General features: G+C 47.6%; 12 protein-coding genes and 1 pseudogene. 5 read left to right on the top strand and 8 right to left on the bottom strand.

The window, feature by feature from the left end:
* The 5 genes and pseudogenes from VIP81_RS21560 to VIP81_RS21540 form a co-directional block, all read left to right on the top strand.
* Window positions 1-689, top strand: a pseudogene (locus tag VIP81_RS21560) (SusC/RagA family TonB-linked outer membrane protein); the annotation flags it as partial.
* 42 nt (window positions 690-731) lie between these two features.
* Window positions 732-2,387: a RagB/SusD family nutrient uptake outer membrane protein gene (locus tag VIP81_RS21555; RefSeq protein WP_331966134.1), complete on the top strand. Its 1,656-nt coding sequence runs from the start codon at window positions 732-734 to the stop codon at window positions 2,385-2,387.
* 92 nt (window positions 2,388-2,479) lie between these two features.
* Entirely contained in the window at window positions 2,480-4,687 is a 2,208-nt protein-coding gene (locus VIP81_RS21550; protein ID WP_331966131.1) for an alpha-galactosidase, read from the top strand.
* Window positions 4,688-4,695: 8 nt separating this feature from the next.
* The gene (locus tag VIP81_RS21545; protein ID WP_331966128.1) at window positions 4,696-5,766 is read left to right on the top strand and encodes a UDP-glucose--hexose-1-phosphate uridylyltransferase; all 1,071 of its coding nucleotides are present in this window, start codon (window positions 4,696-4,698) and stop codon (window positions 5,764-5,766) included.
* A 109-nt stretch (window positions 5,767-5,875) separates the two neighbouring features.
* A complete protein-coding gene (locus VIP81_RS21540; RefSeq protein ID WP_331966125.1) occupies window positions 5,876-6,892 on the top strand; it encodes a GntR family transcriptional regulator in 1,017 nt (338 codons plus the stop codon).
* A gap of 57 nt (window positions 6,893-6,949) precedes the next feature.
* Here the strand turns inward: VIP81_RS21540 and VIP81_RS21535 are convergent, their stop codons facing one another.
* The 8 genes from VIP81_RS21535 to VIP81_RS21500 all read right to left on the bottom strand — a co-directional run.
* Entirely contained in the window at window positions 6,950-7,525 is a 576-nt protein-coding gene (locus VIP81_RS21535; RefSeq protein ID WP_331966122.1) for an RNA polymerase sigma factor, read from the bottom strand.
* 96 nt (window positions 7,526-7,621) lie between these two features.
* The gene (locus tag VIP81_RS21530) at window positions 7,622-8,209 is read right to left on the bottom strand and encodes a hypothetical protein (RefSeq protein ID WP_331966119.1); all 588 of its coding nucleotides are present in this window, start codon (window positions 8,207-8,209) and stop codon (window positions 7,622-7,624) included.
* Window positions 8,210-8,265: 56 nt separating this feature from the next.
* Entirely contained in the window at window positions 8,266-9,297 is a 1,032-nt protein-coding gene (locus VIP81_RS21525; RefSeq protein ID WP_331966116.1) for a type IX secretion system membrane protein PorP/SprF, read from the bottom strand.
* A 33-nt stretch (window positions 9,298-9,330) separates the two neighbouring features.
* Entirely contained in the window at window positions 9,331-11,328 is a 1,998-nt protein-coding gene (locus VIP81_RS21520) for an OmpA family protein (protein WP_331966113.1), read from the bottom strand.
* Between the two features lie 27 nt (window positions 11,329-11,355).
* The gene (locus tag VIP81_RS21515; RefSeq protein ID WP_331966109.1) at window positions 11,356-12,360 is read right to left on the bottom strand and encodes a PorP/SprF family type IX secretion system membrane protein; all 1,005 of its coding nucleotides are present in this window, start codon (window positions 12,358-12,360) and stop codon (window positions 11,356-11,358) included.
* 31 nt (window positions 12,361-12,391) lie between these two features.
* Window positions 12,392-16,525, bottom strand: coding sequence for a PKD domain-containing protein (locus VIP81_RS21510; protein ID WP_331966106.1), 4,134 nt, complete (start codon window positions 16,523-16,525; stop codon window positions 12,392-12,394).
* 27 nt (window positions 16,526-16,552) lie between these two features.
* Entirely contained in the window at window positions 16,553-16,909 is a 357-nt protein-coding gene (locus VIP81_RS21505; protein ID WP_331966103.1) for a T9SS type A sorting domain-containing protein, read from the bottom strand.
* A gap of 10 nt (window positions 16,910-16,919) precedes the next feature.
* A partial coding sequence (locus VIP81_RS21500) for a gliding motility-associated C-terminal domain-containing protein (protein WP_331966100.1) occupies window positions 16,920-18,614 on the bottom strand: 1,695 nt, incomplete at its 5' end.

Below are 18,614 nucleotides of genomic sequence, written 5' to 3'. Positions count from 1 at the left end.
TGGATGAAGCACCCGCCACACCATTTAACCAAAAGGTGGAAGGGCATCCGATCAATGCCGGTTTATATTACCGCAGCATTGGCATCTATAAAGATCAGGCGCAGATCGATGCGACCCCGCATGCTCCCGGAACACAGCCCGGTGACCTGATCCTGGAAGATGTGGATGGCGACAAAACTATTACGGCCAACGACCGCGTAAGAGTGGATCAGAATAATATTCCGCAAATCGTATATGGTATCACGTTAGGTGCTTCCTGGAAAGGTTTCGATGTAAATATTTTGTTACAGGGCCAGGGCAATTCAAACCAATACCTGCTATGGGAATCCGGCGAATTTGGTTCCTTCCTGAAAGAGTGGGCCGACCACCGCTGGACACCGGAAAACACCAATGCTTCCTGGCCACGTGCTGTATCCAGACCTAATTCCAGCAACCTGGGCGCATACCCCAGCACTTTCTGGAACTGGAATACCGCTTTCCTCCGCCTGAAGAACGTAGAGATAGGCTACAACCTGCCCACATCTTTACTATCCAAAGCATCTGTTAAAGGAGCACGCATTTACCTGAATGGCTTTAACCTGCTCACATTTACCCGCGTGAAACAAATAGATCCGGAAGGCACCGATGGCAGCGGTTATTTTTACCCGCAGCAGAAAGTGTTTAACGTAGGTGTGAACGTGAATTTTTAAGAGCGCCGGAAACAAATCATTTACTATTTCAATTGCAAAGAAATGAGAACAAAACATATAGCACTGATCCTGGTAGCAGCGGCTGCGGCAGCACTGGGAGCATGTAAAAAGGATTTTCTGAATACCACGCCTACCAGCATTATCACCGATGAAGCAGTGTGGGGCGATTCTTCTCTGGCAGAGGCTTACGTAACAGGCAGATATATTGGTGTAGGTGGTAACAACGATGGTGGCAAACCCGGATTTGGCAGGGCTTTCGAAGATGCATGGATGAGTTCTGTTACCGATGAGTCCATGGTAGTATGGGATAACAACACCTGGTTTGTACAACAGGGCGCTTTAACGCCCGACAGAACCGGCTGGATCAGCGACACCTGGATCAGAAGCTACCGCAGCATCAGAGAGGTGAACTACGCTTTAGCCAATATCGACAAAGTACCGATGAGCAGTTCCGGAAAAGACCGGCTGAAAGGGGAACTGCATTTTATCCGTGCTTACCGCTACCAGGACCTGATCCGCAATTTCGGGGATGTGCCGTTGGTAGGTGACCGCGTATATACTTTGGAAGATACCAATTTCGACTCGCTGTTTATCCGCAAACCAGTACAGAAATGCATCCAGTATGCGGTAAGTGAACTGGATAATGCGGCTGCGCTCATGCAAAATAAAAGTTATCCTGTTGGTCGTGGTTCCTACGAGGCGGCGCTGGCCCTGAAAGCACGGCTGCTGTTGTATGCGGCCAGTCCTTTATATACTAAAAATTCGAACGACCCCGCCAAATGGACCGCTGCTGCAAATGCAGCTCAGGCAGTCATAGCGTTGAATAAGTTTTCACTGTACAACAACTACAAAGGATTATTCACCATCAGTGGTACATCCGAAGATATTTTTGAAAGAGTATATTCTCCTACCAATGAACACACCAACCTGGAGCTGGTAAATGGCCCTAACGGTTACGGTGGGTGGGGAGGTAATACCCCTATGCAAAACCTGGTAGATGATTATGAAATGAAAGATGGTACCCGTTTCGACTGGAATAATGCTACCCAACGGAAAAGCCCCTACGAAAACAGAGATCCGCGTTTTTATGCGAGCATCCTGTACAATGGTGCGCCTTACAGAGCCCGCAATGTGGAAACATTTTTACCCGGCGGTAAAGATAGTAAAGATGGTAATGGTAACTGGAATACCAGTCCTACCGGTTATTATGTAAGAAAGTTTATCAATGAAAGCAACCCGGTGGAAAACCCTAACCAGACAGCTTATCAGCCCTGGAAATATTTAAGGTATGCAGAGGTGTTATTGAACTATGCGGAAGCAGAAAATGAGGCGGTTGGGCCAGTAGGCAGTGTGTATAAGGCGGTGAACGATATCCGCACCAGGGCAGGTATGCCATCGTTACCAACAGGTTTGTCGCAGGACAGTATGCGCATCCGTATCCGTAACGAGCGCCGTATAGAGCTGGCCTTTGAAGAACACCGTTATTATGATGTGCGCAGATGGATGATTGCCGGCGAAACAGAGAAAGTTCCTATTTATGGTATTCGCCCAACCAAACAAGGAGATGGAACGATTACTTACACCGTCATTACCGCCCTGGCACGTAATTTTGATCCGGCCAAAAATTACTGGGCGCCTATTCCACAGTCGGAAATTAATGCCTCCGGCAAAAAACTCCGTCAGAATGAGGGGTACTAATATTTCTTACCACACAGTACGGATAGCGGGTTGCCGTTATCCGTATTGTGCATTATACCTATAGCTATAGTTTTTTTTAAAGTTTTTAGTTCATGAAGCCATTCATCCATTTAAGACACAGCATCTGGTTATTTGTAATGGGCTGTTGCGGATATGCTACCGCACAGGATTCCAGACCATTGATCATCCCGGTGGAATCAAAGCAAAATGCCGTAGTGCTGCAGGTAGACGCAAAAGGACAATTGTCTACCATTTACTTTGGCGCCAAGCTATCCAATAGCGCCGGCTATCAGCAAGTGCCTGCTGCATATCAGCAAACGACAGAATATTCCGAAGTGGCCAACGCGGCATATACCGCAGCCGGTTCCAAAAATCTTTTCGAACCAGCCATTGCAGTAACACATGCCGATGGTAATAACGGTCTTGACCTGCGTTATGTGAGTCACAAAACGGTTTCCCCTGGTCCGGATGTGGAAGAAACCAGCATTTTACTGAAAGATCCACTCTATCCGTTTGAAGTAACGCTGCATTATAAAGTGTATAAAGCAGCAGATGTTATAGAACAGTGGTCGGAGATCAGGCACCAGGAAAAAGGTGCGGTGACCTTGCAGAAGTTTGCTTCTGCCAATTTGTATTTGAAAGCTTCCCGCTACTGGCTGAAGCAGTATCATGGCGACTGGGCCATGGAAATGCAGCCGGAAGAATCGCAGCTGACACATGGCATTAAAACACTCGATTCCAAGCTGGGTACCCGTGCTGACTTATTTCAGCCACCGGTATTTATGATATCGCTGGATCAACCAGCTACAGAAGACCATGGTAGCGTGTTGTATGGCTCCGTAGAGTGGAGCGGTAATTTCAGGGTAGATCTTGAGCTGGATAACCTGGATAACCTGCGTATCATAGCGGGCATCAATAATTATCAATCTCCCTATATACTACCCGCTAATAAGGCTTTTGAAACACCCGCTTTCCTGTACACTTTTTCTACCAAGGGAAAAGGAGAGGCCAGCCGCAAACTGCAACGCTGGGCCAGGAACTATAAGATACCGAACGGAAATAGAGAACGACTTACCTTATTAAACAACTGGGAAGCCACTTATTTTGACTTTGACGAAGCCAAACTAAAAGGCTTATTAAAAGATACCAAAGATTTAGGCGTAGACCTTTTCCTGCTGGATGATGGCTGGTTTGGCAATAAATTTCCCCGTAACAGTGATCATGCAGGGCTGGGGGACTGGCAGGAGAACCGCAAAAAGCTCCCCAACGGGATCGGGACGCTGGATAGCATAGCGCAAACCAACGGTGTGAAATTTGGTATCTGGATAGAGCCTGAAATGGTGAGTCCGCAGAGTGAGCTGAATACCAAACATCCGGAATGGGTATTAAGACAACCCGGCAGAGAAGAACATTATTTCCGTCATCAGCTGGTGCTGGACTTAAGTAATCCTAAAGTGCAGGACTTTGTTTTTCAGATAATAGATTCCCTGTTTATCAAGGCACCGAAATTATCTTATATCAAATGGGATTGCAACGCGGTTATTTATAATGCATGGTCTGCTTACCAGGGCAGGCAATCGTCACAGTTGTATGTGGAATATGTAAGAGGGCTGTATAAAGTGCTGGCGAGAGTGCGGGCCAAATACCCAACGGTGGCGATGATGCTTTGCTCCGGCGGTGGTGGCCGTGTGGATTACGGCGCTTTACAATATTTTACGGAGTACTGGCCGAGTGATAACACCGATCCTTTGGAGCGGATTTTTATTCAATGGGAAAATTCTTATTTCTATCCTGCCATCGCCAGTGCCAACCACGTTACGGATTGGGGTAAACAACCGATCAAGTTTCGGGTAGATGTAGCCATGATGGGCAAGCTGGGCTTTGACATTGTGGTAGAGGATTTAAAAGAAAAGGATAGGACCTTCTGCCAGGAAGCGATTACCCACTATACTGCTTTGAAAGATGTGATCTGGCATGGTGACCAATATCGCCTGGCAGACCCGCACGAGGGCAGCGTAGCCGCCATCATGTACCTCGATGAAAAGCAAAGCAAGGGGGTCATGTTCAACTACCTGGTGAGTAGCCGCTATGGAGAAGGCAGTAAGTTGCCTATCCGCCTGAAAGGACTGGACCCTGCGAAGCGATACCGGTTAAAAGAGATTAATCTTTATCCGGGGGAGGCCAGTAGTATTCCAGATAATATTACTTTTACGGGAGAATTTTTAATGACCATTGGATTTAATCCACAGTTGAACCTAAAGCGGACAAGTGTGGTGATCCAGATTAACGAAGCACCCTAAACCATTTTATGCAGGCATTCCAGTTAGAAGAACATCCACACCAGCGATTAAATATCTTAACCGGTGAATGGGTATTAGTATCACCACATCGAACCAAAAGGCCGTGGAACGGCAAAGTAGAAAAAGTAGACAGCGATCCGCTGCCAGCCTATGACGCCACCTGTTATCTGTGTCCGGGCAATAGCCGGATGGGCGGGGAACTAAACCCTGAATATACAGAGCCATTTGCCTTTACCAATGATTTCGGTGCCTTGATGGCGGATACGCCTGCCGGTGCTGACCAGGCAGACCAGTTATTACATGCACGCAGTGTAAAAGGTATTTGCCGCGTCGTATGTTTTTCGCCCCGGCATGATTTGACCATGCCCTTGCTGGAAGTAGCAGACATACGGAAAGTAATTGGATTGTGGGAAACAGAGTTCCGTAGCCTGGCCGCCGATCCGGACATTAAGTACGTACAGGTATTTGAAAACAAAGGCGACATTATGGGGTGCAGCAATCCGCATCCACATAGTCAGATCTGGGCAGCCAGCGATGTGCCGGCAGAACTGATGAAGGAAACATCTCACCAGAAAAAATATTATGAAACGACCGGGAAAAGCCTGTTGGGAAGTTATCTGGCATTGGAGCTGGATAAACAGGAGCGGATTGTGATAGAAAATGAGCACTTCGTAGTACTGGTCCCTTTCTGGGCAGTATGGCCCTTTGAAACCATGGTAGTGAGCAAGCGGCATGTGACGGATATGACGCATTTTAGTGAAGTAGAAAAAATGGCGCTCTCAGATATTTTAAAAAGGCTGACTACGCGGTATGATAATCTTTTTGAAACCTCTTTCCCTTACTCTGCCGGTATGCATCAGGCGCCGGTGAATAGCGGGGCGCATCCGGAATGGCATTGGCATATGCATTTCTACCCGCCATTGCTACGGTCTGCCTCCGTAAAAAAGTTCATGGTAGGCTATGAACTGCTGGCCAGCCCGCAACGGGATATCACTCCGGAATGGGCAGCGAAAAAATTACAATCGCTCTCAGAAGTACATTATTCTACCGAAAAACTTGAAAGTGTAGAAAAAAGATGATAGCTTAGTAGGACAGCATAGTACAGTAGCGGACTATGCTGTCATTTACAGTGTACAATTGATAACCTTAAAAGAGGCTCCCGGTAGAGCGCTGATTAATTTTCCTTACATGCAGGATATATACGAGCAGATACATGAACTGGAAGGGATTCCAGGTTTGTCTAAACACGAACAATTCGTTCAGGGCATTATCAATGCCATTAACGCGAAATTGTTGTCGAGAGGCGATGCGTTACCTTCCGTGAATAACCTGATCGGTGAACTGGGCTTTGCAAGGGAAACAATCGCCAAAGGCTATAAAGAACTGGTGGAAAGAGGTATTGTGACGGCACGCAACCGGCAGGGCTTTTTTGTAAGCAGTGATGATACCGGGCAGCAGCTGAAAGTAGCTTTATTGTTATTCGCATTTGACACTTTCCAGGAAACATTTTATAAAACCTTCCGGGCCAACCTCGGCGAAAATATACAGCTGGATGTATTTTTTCATCACAACAACATCGAAGTATTTGAAAGCATTGTAGCCACTATCAAAGGTCGCTATGGTATGTATGTAGTGGCGCCTATTCCGCATCCTAAAACCAGCGGCATCCTGAAGGGGCTGCCCATGGATAAGTTCCTGATGATTGACCGGTATGAACCACTGACGGCCGATTATTCTTACATTGTACAGGAGTTTGGTGAGTCATCCTATCATGCCTTTGCTGCTTTGGCAGATACCATCCGCAAGTTTGATGAGATGATTTTTTACTACCGGCCATCTACCGATACGCCGATAGAAATACTGAAAGCGTATAAGCGTTTTATCAAAGATCATAAAATCAACGGGGTCATTAAAACGGAATATGTGCCTGGCACTATCGCCAAAGGAAAAGTGTATTACACGATCAATAATACAGAGTTATGGGCTATCCTGAAAGATTGTGTGGAAAAGAAACTGGTGCCTGGAAAGGATGTGGGCATCCTGTCTCACAATGATGATGTAGTAAAAGAAATTATCTGTAACGGGATTACCACTTATTCCACCGACTTTAAACTGATGGCAGAGAAAGCCGCTGTTTTTGTGCTGAAGCGTGAAAAGGTGCAGGAAGTGTTGCCAACAGTGTTGATCAGGAGGAAGTCATTGTAATGTTGTTTTATTCTAATTATCTACCCAATGATATTGGCGGGCGGTATGAATACATTTTCATACCGCTTCCAAACTCTCCACATCTACCTGTTTGCGTAAATTCATCAGCGCATACCGCACCCTTCCCAACGCTGTATTTATACTGATCCCAATTACCTGCGCCATTTCCTTATAACTCAGATCAGCATAATACCGGAGTATCAGCGCTTCGCGTTGCAGGCCGGGTAAGCGATCGAGCATGCGGTTTATTTCTGCACTGACTTCTGCTTTCATGATGAGCTGCTCCTGACTGTGTTCAGACAGCTCTATACTATCGCCCATGGCATCGTTGTAGGTGACTACCACGGTATGTGCTTTTCTGAAATGACTGATACAGGCGTTGTGGGCAATTCTTACAGCCCAGGCCAGGAAACGGCTGTTATCCACATAGTGGCCTGATTGCAGCGCATTTACAATTTTGATAAATACTTCCTGGAAAATATCTTCCGCGAGACTTCTGTCTCTCACTAACAAAACGATGGTCGTAAAGATCCTGTTTTTATGACGGTGTACCAATGTGGTAAATGCCGGGTTATTGCCTGCAATGTACAGGCGGATTAGTTCCTGATCGGTGAAGTCGTTATATAGGTTCATGCGGGTGTTGATAAATTTTGGTCAATAAATTTTTTTAAAATGGGGCCACCCTGAATAAGGCGGCCCTGATACATACTGGTGGCTGGTATAGCCAACCTAGTCCTTTAAGTTTAAATATTTTTTTACCTGCGTGTAGTCGTTCCAATTAATACCGGCTGCGTCTCTGGCGTTTACGCCACCTGGCACAATTACATATCTGTACTGATAACGCTTGTCGGTGGTGGTGCTGATAGGTGCGTTGCCGATCAGATCAATTTTGCCTGCATAGGCTACAAACCGGATCAGGTAACCATATTCATCTACATACGGTAATGGCTGTACGAAAGGAGTAGTAGCATTGCCGAGATTGATGTACACGTTGATAGACGCATTGGCCAGCAAAGCTGCATTTAGTTTCGCTGCAGTGAGCGTAGCGCCGTAAATGATGGTATTGATAGTACCATTTTGATTGAAGATCGTATCCGCTGGTGCGAATGTTACATCCTGCCAGGCAGAATAGATCACGTTGGCACTACCGGCGGCGCCTGAATCTCCCTTGGGACCAGTAGCGCCGGGTATGCCGGCAGGACCAGCAGGACCCGCTGCACCCGCAGGACCTTGCGCTCCGTCTTTGGAGCAGGCAGCAAAAAATAATACAACAGCAGTGATCAATGCATAGGGCATAAAACGTGTAACCTGTTTCATAATGACAATTGTTTTGTTTTTTTATTAGTGAATAGAATGAGAAAAATGAATGTTGACTACCAGACATTACGCGGGCAGGTATCTCCATACTTGTTACCCAACAGGAAACCGATCATGATTTCATGTGTTCCTCTGCTGACTGTATTTAGGGAAGACGCCGTATAGTCGTAAGAGTAGCCGATATTAAACTGTGAACTGATATTTAAGCCAAACATGCCAGCCACGCCATCGTGCAGCCGGTAGGAAGCGCCCAGCCAGAGCCGGTCGCGGTACATAAACCGGGCGTTGACATCTACACTGAGTGGCATGGCAGTAATCATTTTCAACATCACCGACGGCATTACATTCAGGTCGTCGTTGATCCATAAACGATAGCCCGTAGTGAAAAATAAATGCGGCACCAGTTTGCCCCGGTATACGGAATCACCTATTACTTTACCGTCATCGAATCCTATTTGTTGCGGGATAATATTCTGGGCAGATAGTCCCGCGAAAAAATCGGCGGAGTACAACCAGAGTCCTGCATTTACTTCCGGTTTCCATTTGTTCAGCACGCCGGAGCTGCTGCCCAGCACCGGATCGGAAGGATCAAAGAATGCTACTTTGCTGGCATCCAGACTTACCTGTTGCATGCCTATGCCAATACCTGCACTGATGCTGGTTCTGGGCGACAGGTTAATATGATGCGCATAGGCGCCGGAAACAGAGAAGCGATTCAGCGGACCGGTTTTATCATTCAGGATGGTGAGTCCCACACCCGGATGTGGTGGGGGAGTGGTATAATCCTGCCAGTACGCCTTACCCCTGGGGTTGTTGCCTTCCGGATCAAAGCCGGTAGGAGAGGCCGTGCTGTAATCCGATTTACGCAAGGGCCCCTGCAAGGTCAGGTACGTAGTCACTGGTGCACCTTTCATGCCTACCCATTGATGCCGGTGACTCAGGCGCAGGTCCCAGTAGTTTTCAATGCCTGCCAATGCCGGATTGATGATAAAAGGATTCATGATATACTGCGTGTAATGTGGTTGTTGCTGTGCATGGGTAACCTGCAGTAGCAAAACGAGCAAACCTGTGAGCACAATGTTTTTCATGGATCAGCGATTTTGGATTAAACAGCCGGGCTGTTACTTTTTAATAATGGTAAATGCCGTTCTCCTGTTCTTTTGTCTTCCCTCCGGGTTATCACTGCCATCTTCCAGGGTATTGGGGGCCACCGGTTGAGTAGCGCCATAACCGATATAGGTCAACCTGGAAGCGTCAATGCCTTTGCTCACGAGATAGTCGACACAGCTTTTGGCACGGGCTTCCGACAAGCGTTGGTTAAATGCCGCTTTACCTTTGCTATCCGTATGCGCACTGAGTTCTATGTGCATAGCCGGATTTGCGGTGAGCAAGTCCACGAGTTTGTCGAGCGATGTAAAGGAGGTTTCCTGCAGCGTTGCCTTGTTGAAATCGTAGTACACATTTTCCAGCACTACCGGTGCTTCCGGTGTAATGATTTTAGTCAGGCATAACACCGGTGCGGTGATCGCAGCCGTATCTTCATTCAGCGGAACGGTGATCTGTTGTGAATTAGTCGTATAACCGTCGGCGTTAGCAACTGCTTTCAGTGGTAAGAAATCTTCTACCGTAAAAGCATAGCTGCCATCGGCGTTGGTTTGTTGTGTGAAAATGACTTTGTTATTGATCGTATCTATAATGTTGATGGCTGCGCCGGCCAGTGGGGACTGGTTATCACAGGAGATAACGATGCCGCTCAGTTGTTTCAATGGCCGGTTCTTATGTACAAAAAATAATTCGAGGCAGCAGGCGGCGGCACGGTCTGTACCCAACAGTACTTCATCCAGCAAATTTTTATTGTTACTTCTGCTGGTGAAATAGATATCATCTTTTACGGAGTTTACCGGGTAACCCATATTTACCGGGGCTTTCCAGGTACCGATCGTTCCTTTGCTGGAGAAGAAGTCGTAGCCGCCCATGCCGATGCGGTTATCGGCAGAGAATACTAATGTGCCGGTGGCGGCATGATAGAAGGGCGCCTGCTCGTTGCCGGCAGTGTTAATTACTTCACCCAGATTGGCTGTCTGTTCGGGTTTGCCGGCTTCGTCGAGGGTAGCATACCATAAGTCGAAACCACCGTATCCATCGGCTCTGTCACTGGCATACAGCAATGTTTTACCATCTCCCAAAAGATAAGGTTGCTGGGTATTATTTCCTGGCGTGTTGATCAGCGCATCCATTAACACCGGCTCATTCCAGCCATCGCCATTTTTTCGGGCTACGTAAATGGCGGATGTTTTTTTGCCATGATCTATCTGCCAGCGGGTCAGGAATAACAGCTGTCCATCGGGCGATACGCATGCTGCTCCCTGATGGAGTCCTTCCGGCTGATCCAGTTTTAGTAAACGGATATTGGATATTTGTCCGCCTTCATTATCTGCCGTGTATAAACGGTTAATGTAAGTATGGTTTTTCTGGAAAGAACTATCAGGTCTGGTAGAGGTGAATAACAGGGTGTTACCGCTGCTCCACACCGGCGCATAACTGGCGCCGGTGGTATTGAGAGCGGCAGGTGCTTTGCTCACCTTGTATTCCGTCAGGTCTTTTTTATTTAATTGTGCCGTAATAAATTCCAGGTTTTGTAGTTCCCGTTTAGCCGCTTCCGTGAATTTATCGTTGGCGGTATAGTTGTTTAGAAAATTACGGAACGCTTGTGCTGCCTCGTCATATTTAGCTAATGCACGGAGGGAAACCGCATAGTAGTATGCCGCTAAGGGAAAATTGGTTTTATCCATTTCCATCACCGATTCATAATGCGGTGCTGCTTTGCCGAAATCATGGAGGTTGCGGTAACTCTCTGCCAGCTTGTATACAGCTTGCTGCTCACTGCTCACCTTTACCGTTTTATTTTTAACGACAGACACGGCAGCATAGGGCTTGTAAGTATCCGGCTTCACGGTTTTGTTGCGGGAGCCCAGGTATTTTTCGTAATAGGTAGCAGCGGAGTTGTAGTCTTCTTTGTTGTAGTACTGATCTGCCGCCTTCAGGTAATTATAGGTAAACTGCGCGTACGACACCATGCCAGACAACAACACTGCCGAGGTAAAAAGTATTTTTTTCATGTGATAGCTGTTGCGTTTAAAAGTTGATTACAATCTTGGACAAACAAATTCCACGTCTGGTGTTCTGACTGATTTGCGGCCAATGAACGTCAGCGATATTTCGAAGCTGTTAGCGCCATGTGCCATTTTGCTGAGGTCAGAAGTATTGATATCATAGCTGGCGCCCAGCATCATGTTTTTATAAATAAATCCTGCGTGGGTAGTGATGGCATCTTTATACCGGTAATTCAGACCAAGGAGGAAATCTGTGCCCATAGCGGCATTCAGCTGTCCGTAAGCGCCAATCATTTTTTCCTGGGCAGGTCCTTGCTGCATGAACAGGAAATTGGGTGTAATACTGAGTATATCCGACAGCGTTAGTTTCACCCCTCCATGTACATTGAAGCGCATCGGGAACCGGGCATCACCTTTGGCGCTGAACTGGTCCTGTGGTTTTGTGAGATGCATAACAGAGAAGCCACCATAGATATTGAAATTTTTCCCGGGGGTAGCATCATAGTACAAGGCGCCTGCGCCGGCGTCGAAGGAAGCTGCACTGTTGCGGGTAAGGCCATCAGAAATCGGGTTGCCGGGATTGTAACCGGTAACAGGATTCCATTGCTCACCGTAAGTGAGCTTGGAAGGATCGAATTTGCGCTGAATGAAGCCCAGCTGCAATCCGAAGTTCAGCTGATGATAATGAAACGCATCGAGTTTCACACCGGTATAAGCGGCGCTTACATAGGCGGTGGTATAGTTGTAACCACCATCGCCGGCTGTTTGATTTAGTACGCTGGCGCCGATGTTGATATTCTTCGTCGTAGGTATTTCTCCGCTGACACCATATGTTTTAAACGGACTGATGTTTCCCCATTGGGTACGGTAAATAGCGGCTACGCGATAGTCGCCGTCGAACACGCCGGTGAGCGCAGGATTTAACCACGACGGATATACGTAATACTGAGAGAAATGCGGATCTGTTTGTGCCATCAGTTTTGTACTGGTGCATAAAGCAGCTGCAGAAAGGAATAAGGTTGCAATAATTGTTCTCATTTACAATACGGTTTTATGTGAATGATTTACTTTACCTGATAATGGTGACATAGCCGGTAATAGGCGCCATACCTGCCCTGAGCCGGATTACGTAATAGTAGGTGGCCATAGGCAGCAGGTTGCCTTTGAAGCGCCCGTCCCAGGGTATGTTGTACCCGGTGGAACGATATATTCTTTCTCCATACCGGTTGAATACTTCCACGGTACTTTCTGCATAATCAGCCAGGTTGCTGATGATCCAGGTATCGTTGATATTATCACCGTTGGGAGAGAAGGCATTCGGTGGCGCCACGGGTTTCAATACTTTTACGGTCATGGCATCGCGGGCCATACAACTGTGTTTGCCGATGGCAGTCAGTGTATAGGTGGCGTCGTGCATGGCTGGGATGACAGGCGACAGCACCGTAGGGTCCGGGAAGTCGGCCGGCGGATCCCAGTTGAAGCGCAGGTTCACCGAATCATTCGCTACAGGTTTGAAGCTGATGACGGTACCCTGCGCTACTACAAAGGATGGTCCTGCATCGATGATGGGTTGCAGGTATACGATGACCTTGCTGCTGTAAGCAGAAGAACCGCAACCCGACTGATTTGCTACTTGCAACTGCACACTGTATTCGCCAGGTGCGGTATATTTTTTAACCGGATGCTGTTCCGTAGAAGTGGTACCGTCTCCAAAACTCCATTCCCATTTATTAATGGTGCTGGTAGGATCGGTACTCTGGTCGGTGAATACATTGTCCGCGCCCTGGCAAAGGGTATCCGGCGTTACGTTAAAGGAAGCTACCGGCTGACCGAAGAAGGCGCTTAATGTTTTGCTGGCGGAATCTTTACAGCCATTGGCGGTAGTAGCTACCAGCTTCACATTAAACGGACCAAAGGCCTTGTATTGCCAGGTAGGATCTTTCGCGGCCGAGCCGGCGCCACCATCACCAAAATTCCATTGGTAGGCGAGGGCCGATTGGTCTTTCACGGTGGTGAGGTTGACAAAGGCCGCATTGCCATCCGGCATACATACTTTAGCCGGCAGACTGAAATCTGTTTTCGGCAGCGGATGCACTACTACCGCAACTTTGGCGGTATCGCTGATACAGTTATGATCACTCACCGCCACCAGCTTCACGAGGTAGTTGCTATCTTTCTGATAAGTGATATTAAATGGATTGTTGTTGGTGTTGTTTTTAGTCGTGCCATCTGCGAGGTCCCATTTCCAGTTGGTAATGTTCCCTGCAGAGATAGTGGATTGATCCGTGAACAGCGTGGTTTGTCCCAGGCACAAATTGGCGGTGGCCGTAAAGGCAGCCGCAGGCTTGGGATATACTGTTACGGTAGTGGAAACAGAATCCGTGCAGCCACTGTCTGTATTAAACACATACCAGATGGTTTGCGTGCCGGCGCCTGCGGTAGCCGGCGTGAAATTACCAGCAGAGTCGGTGGCAGGTCCACGGTAATAGCCTTTGCCGGTCACACCGTTTTGTACAGTGGCTTTACCTACTGCTATGCTGCCGGGTACATTTACACAAACACCGGTTAAGGGTGCATACACCAGCTGAGGCTTCAATTTAAACGTAGCCGTTACCGTAGTATCTTTCGTACAGCCTTTGTCGGTAGTCACACTATATTGAATACTATATGTTCCAAACTTCGTATAGGCGTGTGTAGGATCTTTTAATACGGAAGTATTCGGATTGGCGCCGGTGGCATTAGCGTCTCCAAAGTTCCACGCATGGCTGCTGATGGTTTGCGCGTCCGGTACTACGGCGCCGCTGGTAAACTGCACCAGTCCGCCTACCGGCAGGCAATCGCCGGGGTACGCAAATAACGGCGTGGGTTTGGCATATACCGTGACTACTTTTGATACCGTATCACTGATACAAAGGTCACTGACTTTTACTACATGTTGGATCGTATAACTATTGTGGTCTTTATAAGTAATCGTTTGTACGGCGCCGGTAGTGGTAGTCAGCACAGAGTCGTTGCCAAAATTCCAGTACCAGGATGTTAAAGGAGCGGTGCCACCGTAGGTAGACTGGTCCGTGATTTTCAGCGCGCCTGTTTCGCAGATGGCGGCCATATCAGTGGCGAAGGTGGCCACGGGTTTAGCTACTGCAGCTACGGTGAAAGCAGTATCTCCCACACAACCATCTCTTGAAATAACAGTAAGCTTTACGGCAGCATTGCCTACCGGAAATACTTTGCCTACGTGCACGCCGCTATCTTTTACGGCACCGGGGAATTCCCATTGCCAGCGATCTATCAGTGGATCTTTCAGGCTGCTATCACCTTTGAAATACACGGTATCGAGTGTACAGCCGGTGTAGGCGTAGGTCATCACCGCGCGTGGTTTACCTTTTACGCTGACGGTAAATCCTACTTTTTCTGTATTGGTACAGTTTTCAATGCTGGGATGTGTGGTCATCACCGGCACATCATATTCTCCGATGGCGCTAAACAAATAGGTGCCAGGTAAAGTGTATTTATAATAAGTAATGCCATTGATCAACACGGTGCCGGTACTTACCGGCGCATTGTCGGTCACATCTGCATTGGGCGTAACGGCGGTGCCGAGTGTGCTGAGTTTCCAGACCATTTTAGTAGGCTGATAAGCCATTAGAATGGAGAGCTGCACAGGAGTATTGGTACAGGTAAAATCATTGGAACTTTTTGAAGTATCATAACTGTTATGAATAGATCCTACTGCATTGAGGTTATTGATCAGGGTACCTGCATTGTAGCCATAGCTTTCTACACTGCCGAGGCCATAGGTCACCGCGGTAAAGGCAGAATCACTTTTTACAATACATTGGGCAGGTGCGGCCGGCCATCGCTTAATGACTACCGAGTAGCCGTTCAGGTTAGGATGGGGGTACGCGAAATCGTATAATGGGCTGCCATCTATCAACAGCGATGGAATACCTAACGTAGGAATAATCATCGTGAGATAGTTGGTTTGAATAAACTCGCGGTTGTTGCGATAAAAGCCAATACGTTTAATGGCTTGTTCCACAGGGCTGAGGTATACCATTTCCGGATCACCGAGTCCGCCAGTATTGCCGCAGGCGCCTGAGGATGACATGAACTGGGCTACCAGTACCGGTTTGTCTGACTCAATGTAGTCTGCAGTATTGCTCACAAATTCATAGTAGGAGTTGCCAATCAGACTACCCGCAGGCAGGGTTACGCCATTTCTTTTTACAACGGTGGTGGGATCTTTCACCACTACTTTATAAATATTAAACTGCAGATTAGCCGGTACATCATCTTCCGAAGTTGGGGCAGTGAGATAACGTTTACCCCATGCCTGGAAAGGGAAGATCTGTTGAATATTATTATCTCCGCTGCTATTGCTATTGTTACAGGTGATAGCAGTACGGCTACTACCGGAAAATACGGCTACCGGGTAACACTGTCCTACCGAATTACCGATAGATTTAATCGTAGTACCGGTAAGCTGCCGTCCCTGGCCATTACCAAGAGAAGCACCTACCAGCTGATAAATATCTCCACGGTTCAGCGTAACCGTAAAGGGCACACCCGGTGGGCGACCATTGCGGGTTAATACGGAAGGCGTGATTTCTACCACGGTATTATTCTGGTTGGCAATTACAAACATCCAGGAGAAACAGTCGTTTGCATAGTTCTGCATACTGTTAACGGAGATGTAAGAATACCCCCAGGTTTCTTCCGGCATCAGCATGGTAGCACCGGAAGAGGCGCTGCCAAAAATATGCGCGTAGGCCACAATGGGTACATTACTTTGGATGTGTATAGACTTAGCCGTGAACACACCTTCGCCGCCGGTGCCGCCAAAAGAAGGAGGGAGGGAATACAGTCTTGCATCAATGGCGCCTGATTTGGGAATCAGGTCTGACGCAATCACCGTGTTGGCGGGAATGTTATAAGTCCGCGTCCACGTGGTGCCCACAATGCTAACAGTTACCGTAGCCGGTTGTTCTGCGCTGAGGTACAGGATCATTTCCTGGCTGTTGCTTTGTCCCATTTCCATGAACTGATGATGTCCGTAGCCCACCCAGAAATCTTTCCCCTTGTTGGAAAGATTCTGGGCGTATGCAACATTGGCCACGGAGGATAACAGGATCAGGGATATGGCAATGCAAAGTTGTTGTACCGACATGCAGGCCTTATGATATATTAGTTTGGTTGACATCTTCTTCAATTTTTCATATTGAAATGATTATTGTTTGATGATCAGCTTCGACGTTTTTGTTCCATCTTCAAAAATGGTGTTCAGCATATAAGCGCCGCGTTGAATGTCCTGTACAGAAAGCTGGTTATTTTTACCGTTGGTCATCACTCTTTTCACCGCTTTTCCATCCATGGTATAGAGTACCAGTTGTTGTATGGGCTGTCGCGATTGTACAGTCAGTGACCCTATCACCGGGTTGGGATATACCAGTACCGCTCTTCTGCTCCTCATAATACTATCTATCCCCTGGTACGCCGTTCGGATGGTTGCATTGGCCGGTGGCCAATGCAACATCATACATCCGATAGCAACCAGTAACAACTTCGTTGTGCTGATTTTTTTCATATCACTGTTTTTAACGAATCAGGTTAATCACTCCTTTCTTTTCTGTTTTACTTCCATCAGTAAGCGTCAGATGACATACATAGATGTACACGCCGGAAGGCAGTGCTTTTCCTTTGTAGTTGCCATCCCAGCCTGTTGTCTGGTTATTGGATTCGAATACTTTTTCGCCCCACTGATCAAAAATGGTGAGGTGCATTTGTTTGATGATATAACCATATACCAGCAGCAAGTCATTTTTACCATCATTGTTAGGCGTGAATGTATTCGGGATATAAATGCCGTCCGGTAAGGTGGTGCCATCTGCCGGTATGGATATTTTGTCCTCGCAGCCTTTCGCACGTACCATCAGTTTGATCGTTTGTACCGGTTGTAAGCCCGCGATGATATGCACCAGTCCTTCTTTGCCGGATGAAGGCAAGGTCCAGGTGGTACCACCATCTATCGATACTTCATATCCGGTAGCGTTGGCAATGGCTTTCCATTTGAAGCGGATCATGTTCACGCCTACACTGTCTACCGTAACCACTGGTGTAGCGAGTACCGGCAGTACATGCACAATGGCTTTGGCTCGTGCAAGACCGGGGCATCCGTGTGTCATTGTTTCGAGGTAGTAAGTACCATCGGCGCTAACGTTCGTCATCGTGTAGTCGTTGCCGGTATGCAACAGATTACCACCTGTTGGAGCATCGTACCAGTTGTACAATACGCCCGGTTCCGGATTTTTAGCGGAGAGCGTTACATCAGATCCATTGCACACGATGAAAGAATCTTTCACGATTTGTGCTACGGCAGGGGCATATACTTCCACTTCTTTGGTGGTATCACCCACGCAACCTTCGGCTGCCACGATGCTTAATTTCACTTGTTTGATACCCGGATATTTGAAATATTTCGTGGTGTCTTTTGCGGATGAACCGGTAGAGTCAGCGAAGTTCCATTTCCAGGTACTGATACCTACGCCATTGCTGGTAGTAGCGGCGCCTTTGAACAGGGCGGCGTCGTTCAAACAACCGGTATAGTCAACGGAGAAGTTCACCACCGGTGCCGGTATTACTTTTATTTCCAGGATGCTTTCAAAGCTGTTGCTGCAACTTTCTATGTCCGGGTGCGTGAGCAGGATCGGTACATAATAGGTGCCTGGTTTGCTGAATACATAATCGTCCGGTAATACGAAACGATAGTATCTCCTGTCGTTGAGCGTTACGGAATCAACCGGTGTAGGGTTGTTTTGCAACACGTCTGTTTTAGGCGCAAGACTGGCTACCTGGCTGAATTTCCAGGTGATAGCGGTTGGTTTTACCGGTATCAGCATGGAGAAGCGGAACGGCGTATTGGCGCAGGTGTAAGTGTTATTCTGCCCGGTGTTGTTCAACACGTTGTTGAATGCCGGCAGGATATTCAGATTTTTCACCAAAGTGCCTGCGTTGTAACCATAGCTTTCCACGCTGCCCAGACCATAGGTCACCGCCGTAAAGGCGGAGTCGCTGGTAACCGTGCATTGTGCCGGCGCCGCTGGCCAACGTTTTACGACTACCGTGTAGCCGCTGGCGTTAGGATGCGGATAGGTGTGGTCGAAGGTATTGCTACCGTCGATTAACAGGGAAGACAAACCTCCCGTTGGTATAATGAGGGTAAGATAGTTGGTGTTGATAGATTCCTGTGTATTGCGATACAGGCCTACTTTTTTGATACCCTGTTCTACCGG

The organism is Chitinophaga sp., assembly GCF_036566945.1.
Taxonomy (GTDB): domain Bacteria; phylum Bacteroidota; class Bacteroidia; order Chitinophagales; family Chitinophagaceae; genus Chitinophaga.
Note: the sequence above shows the minus strand (reverse complement) of the source record. Positions and strands in the feature narration are given on the sequence as shown.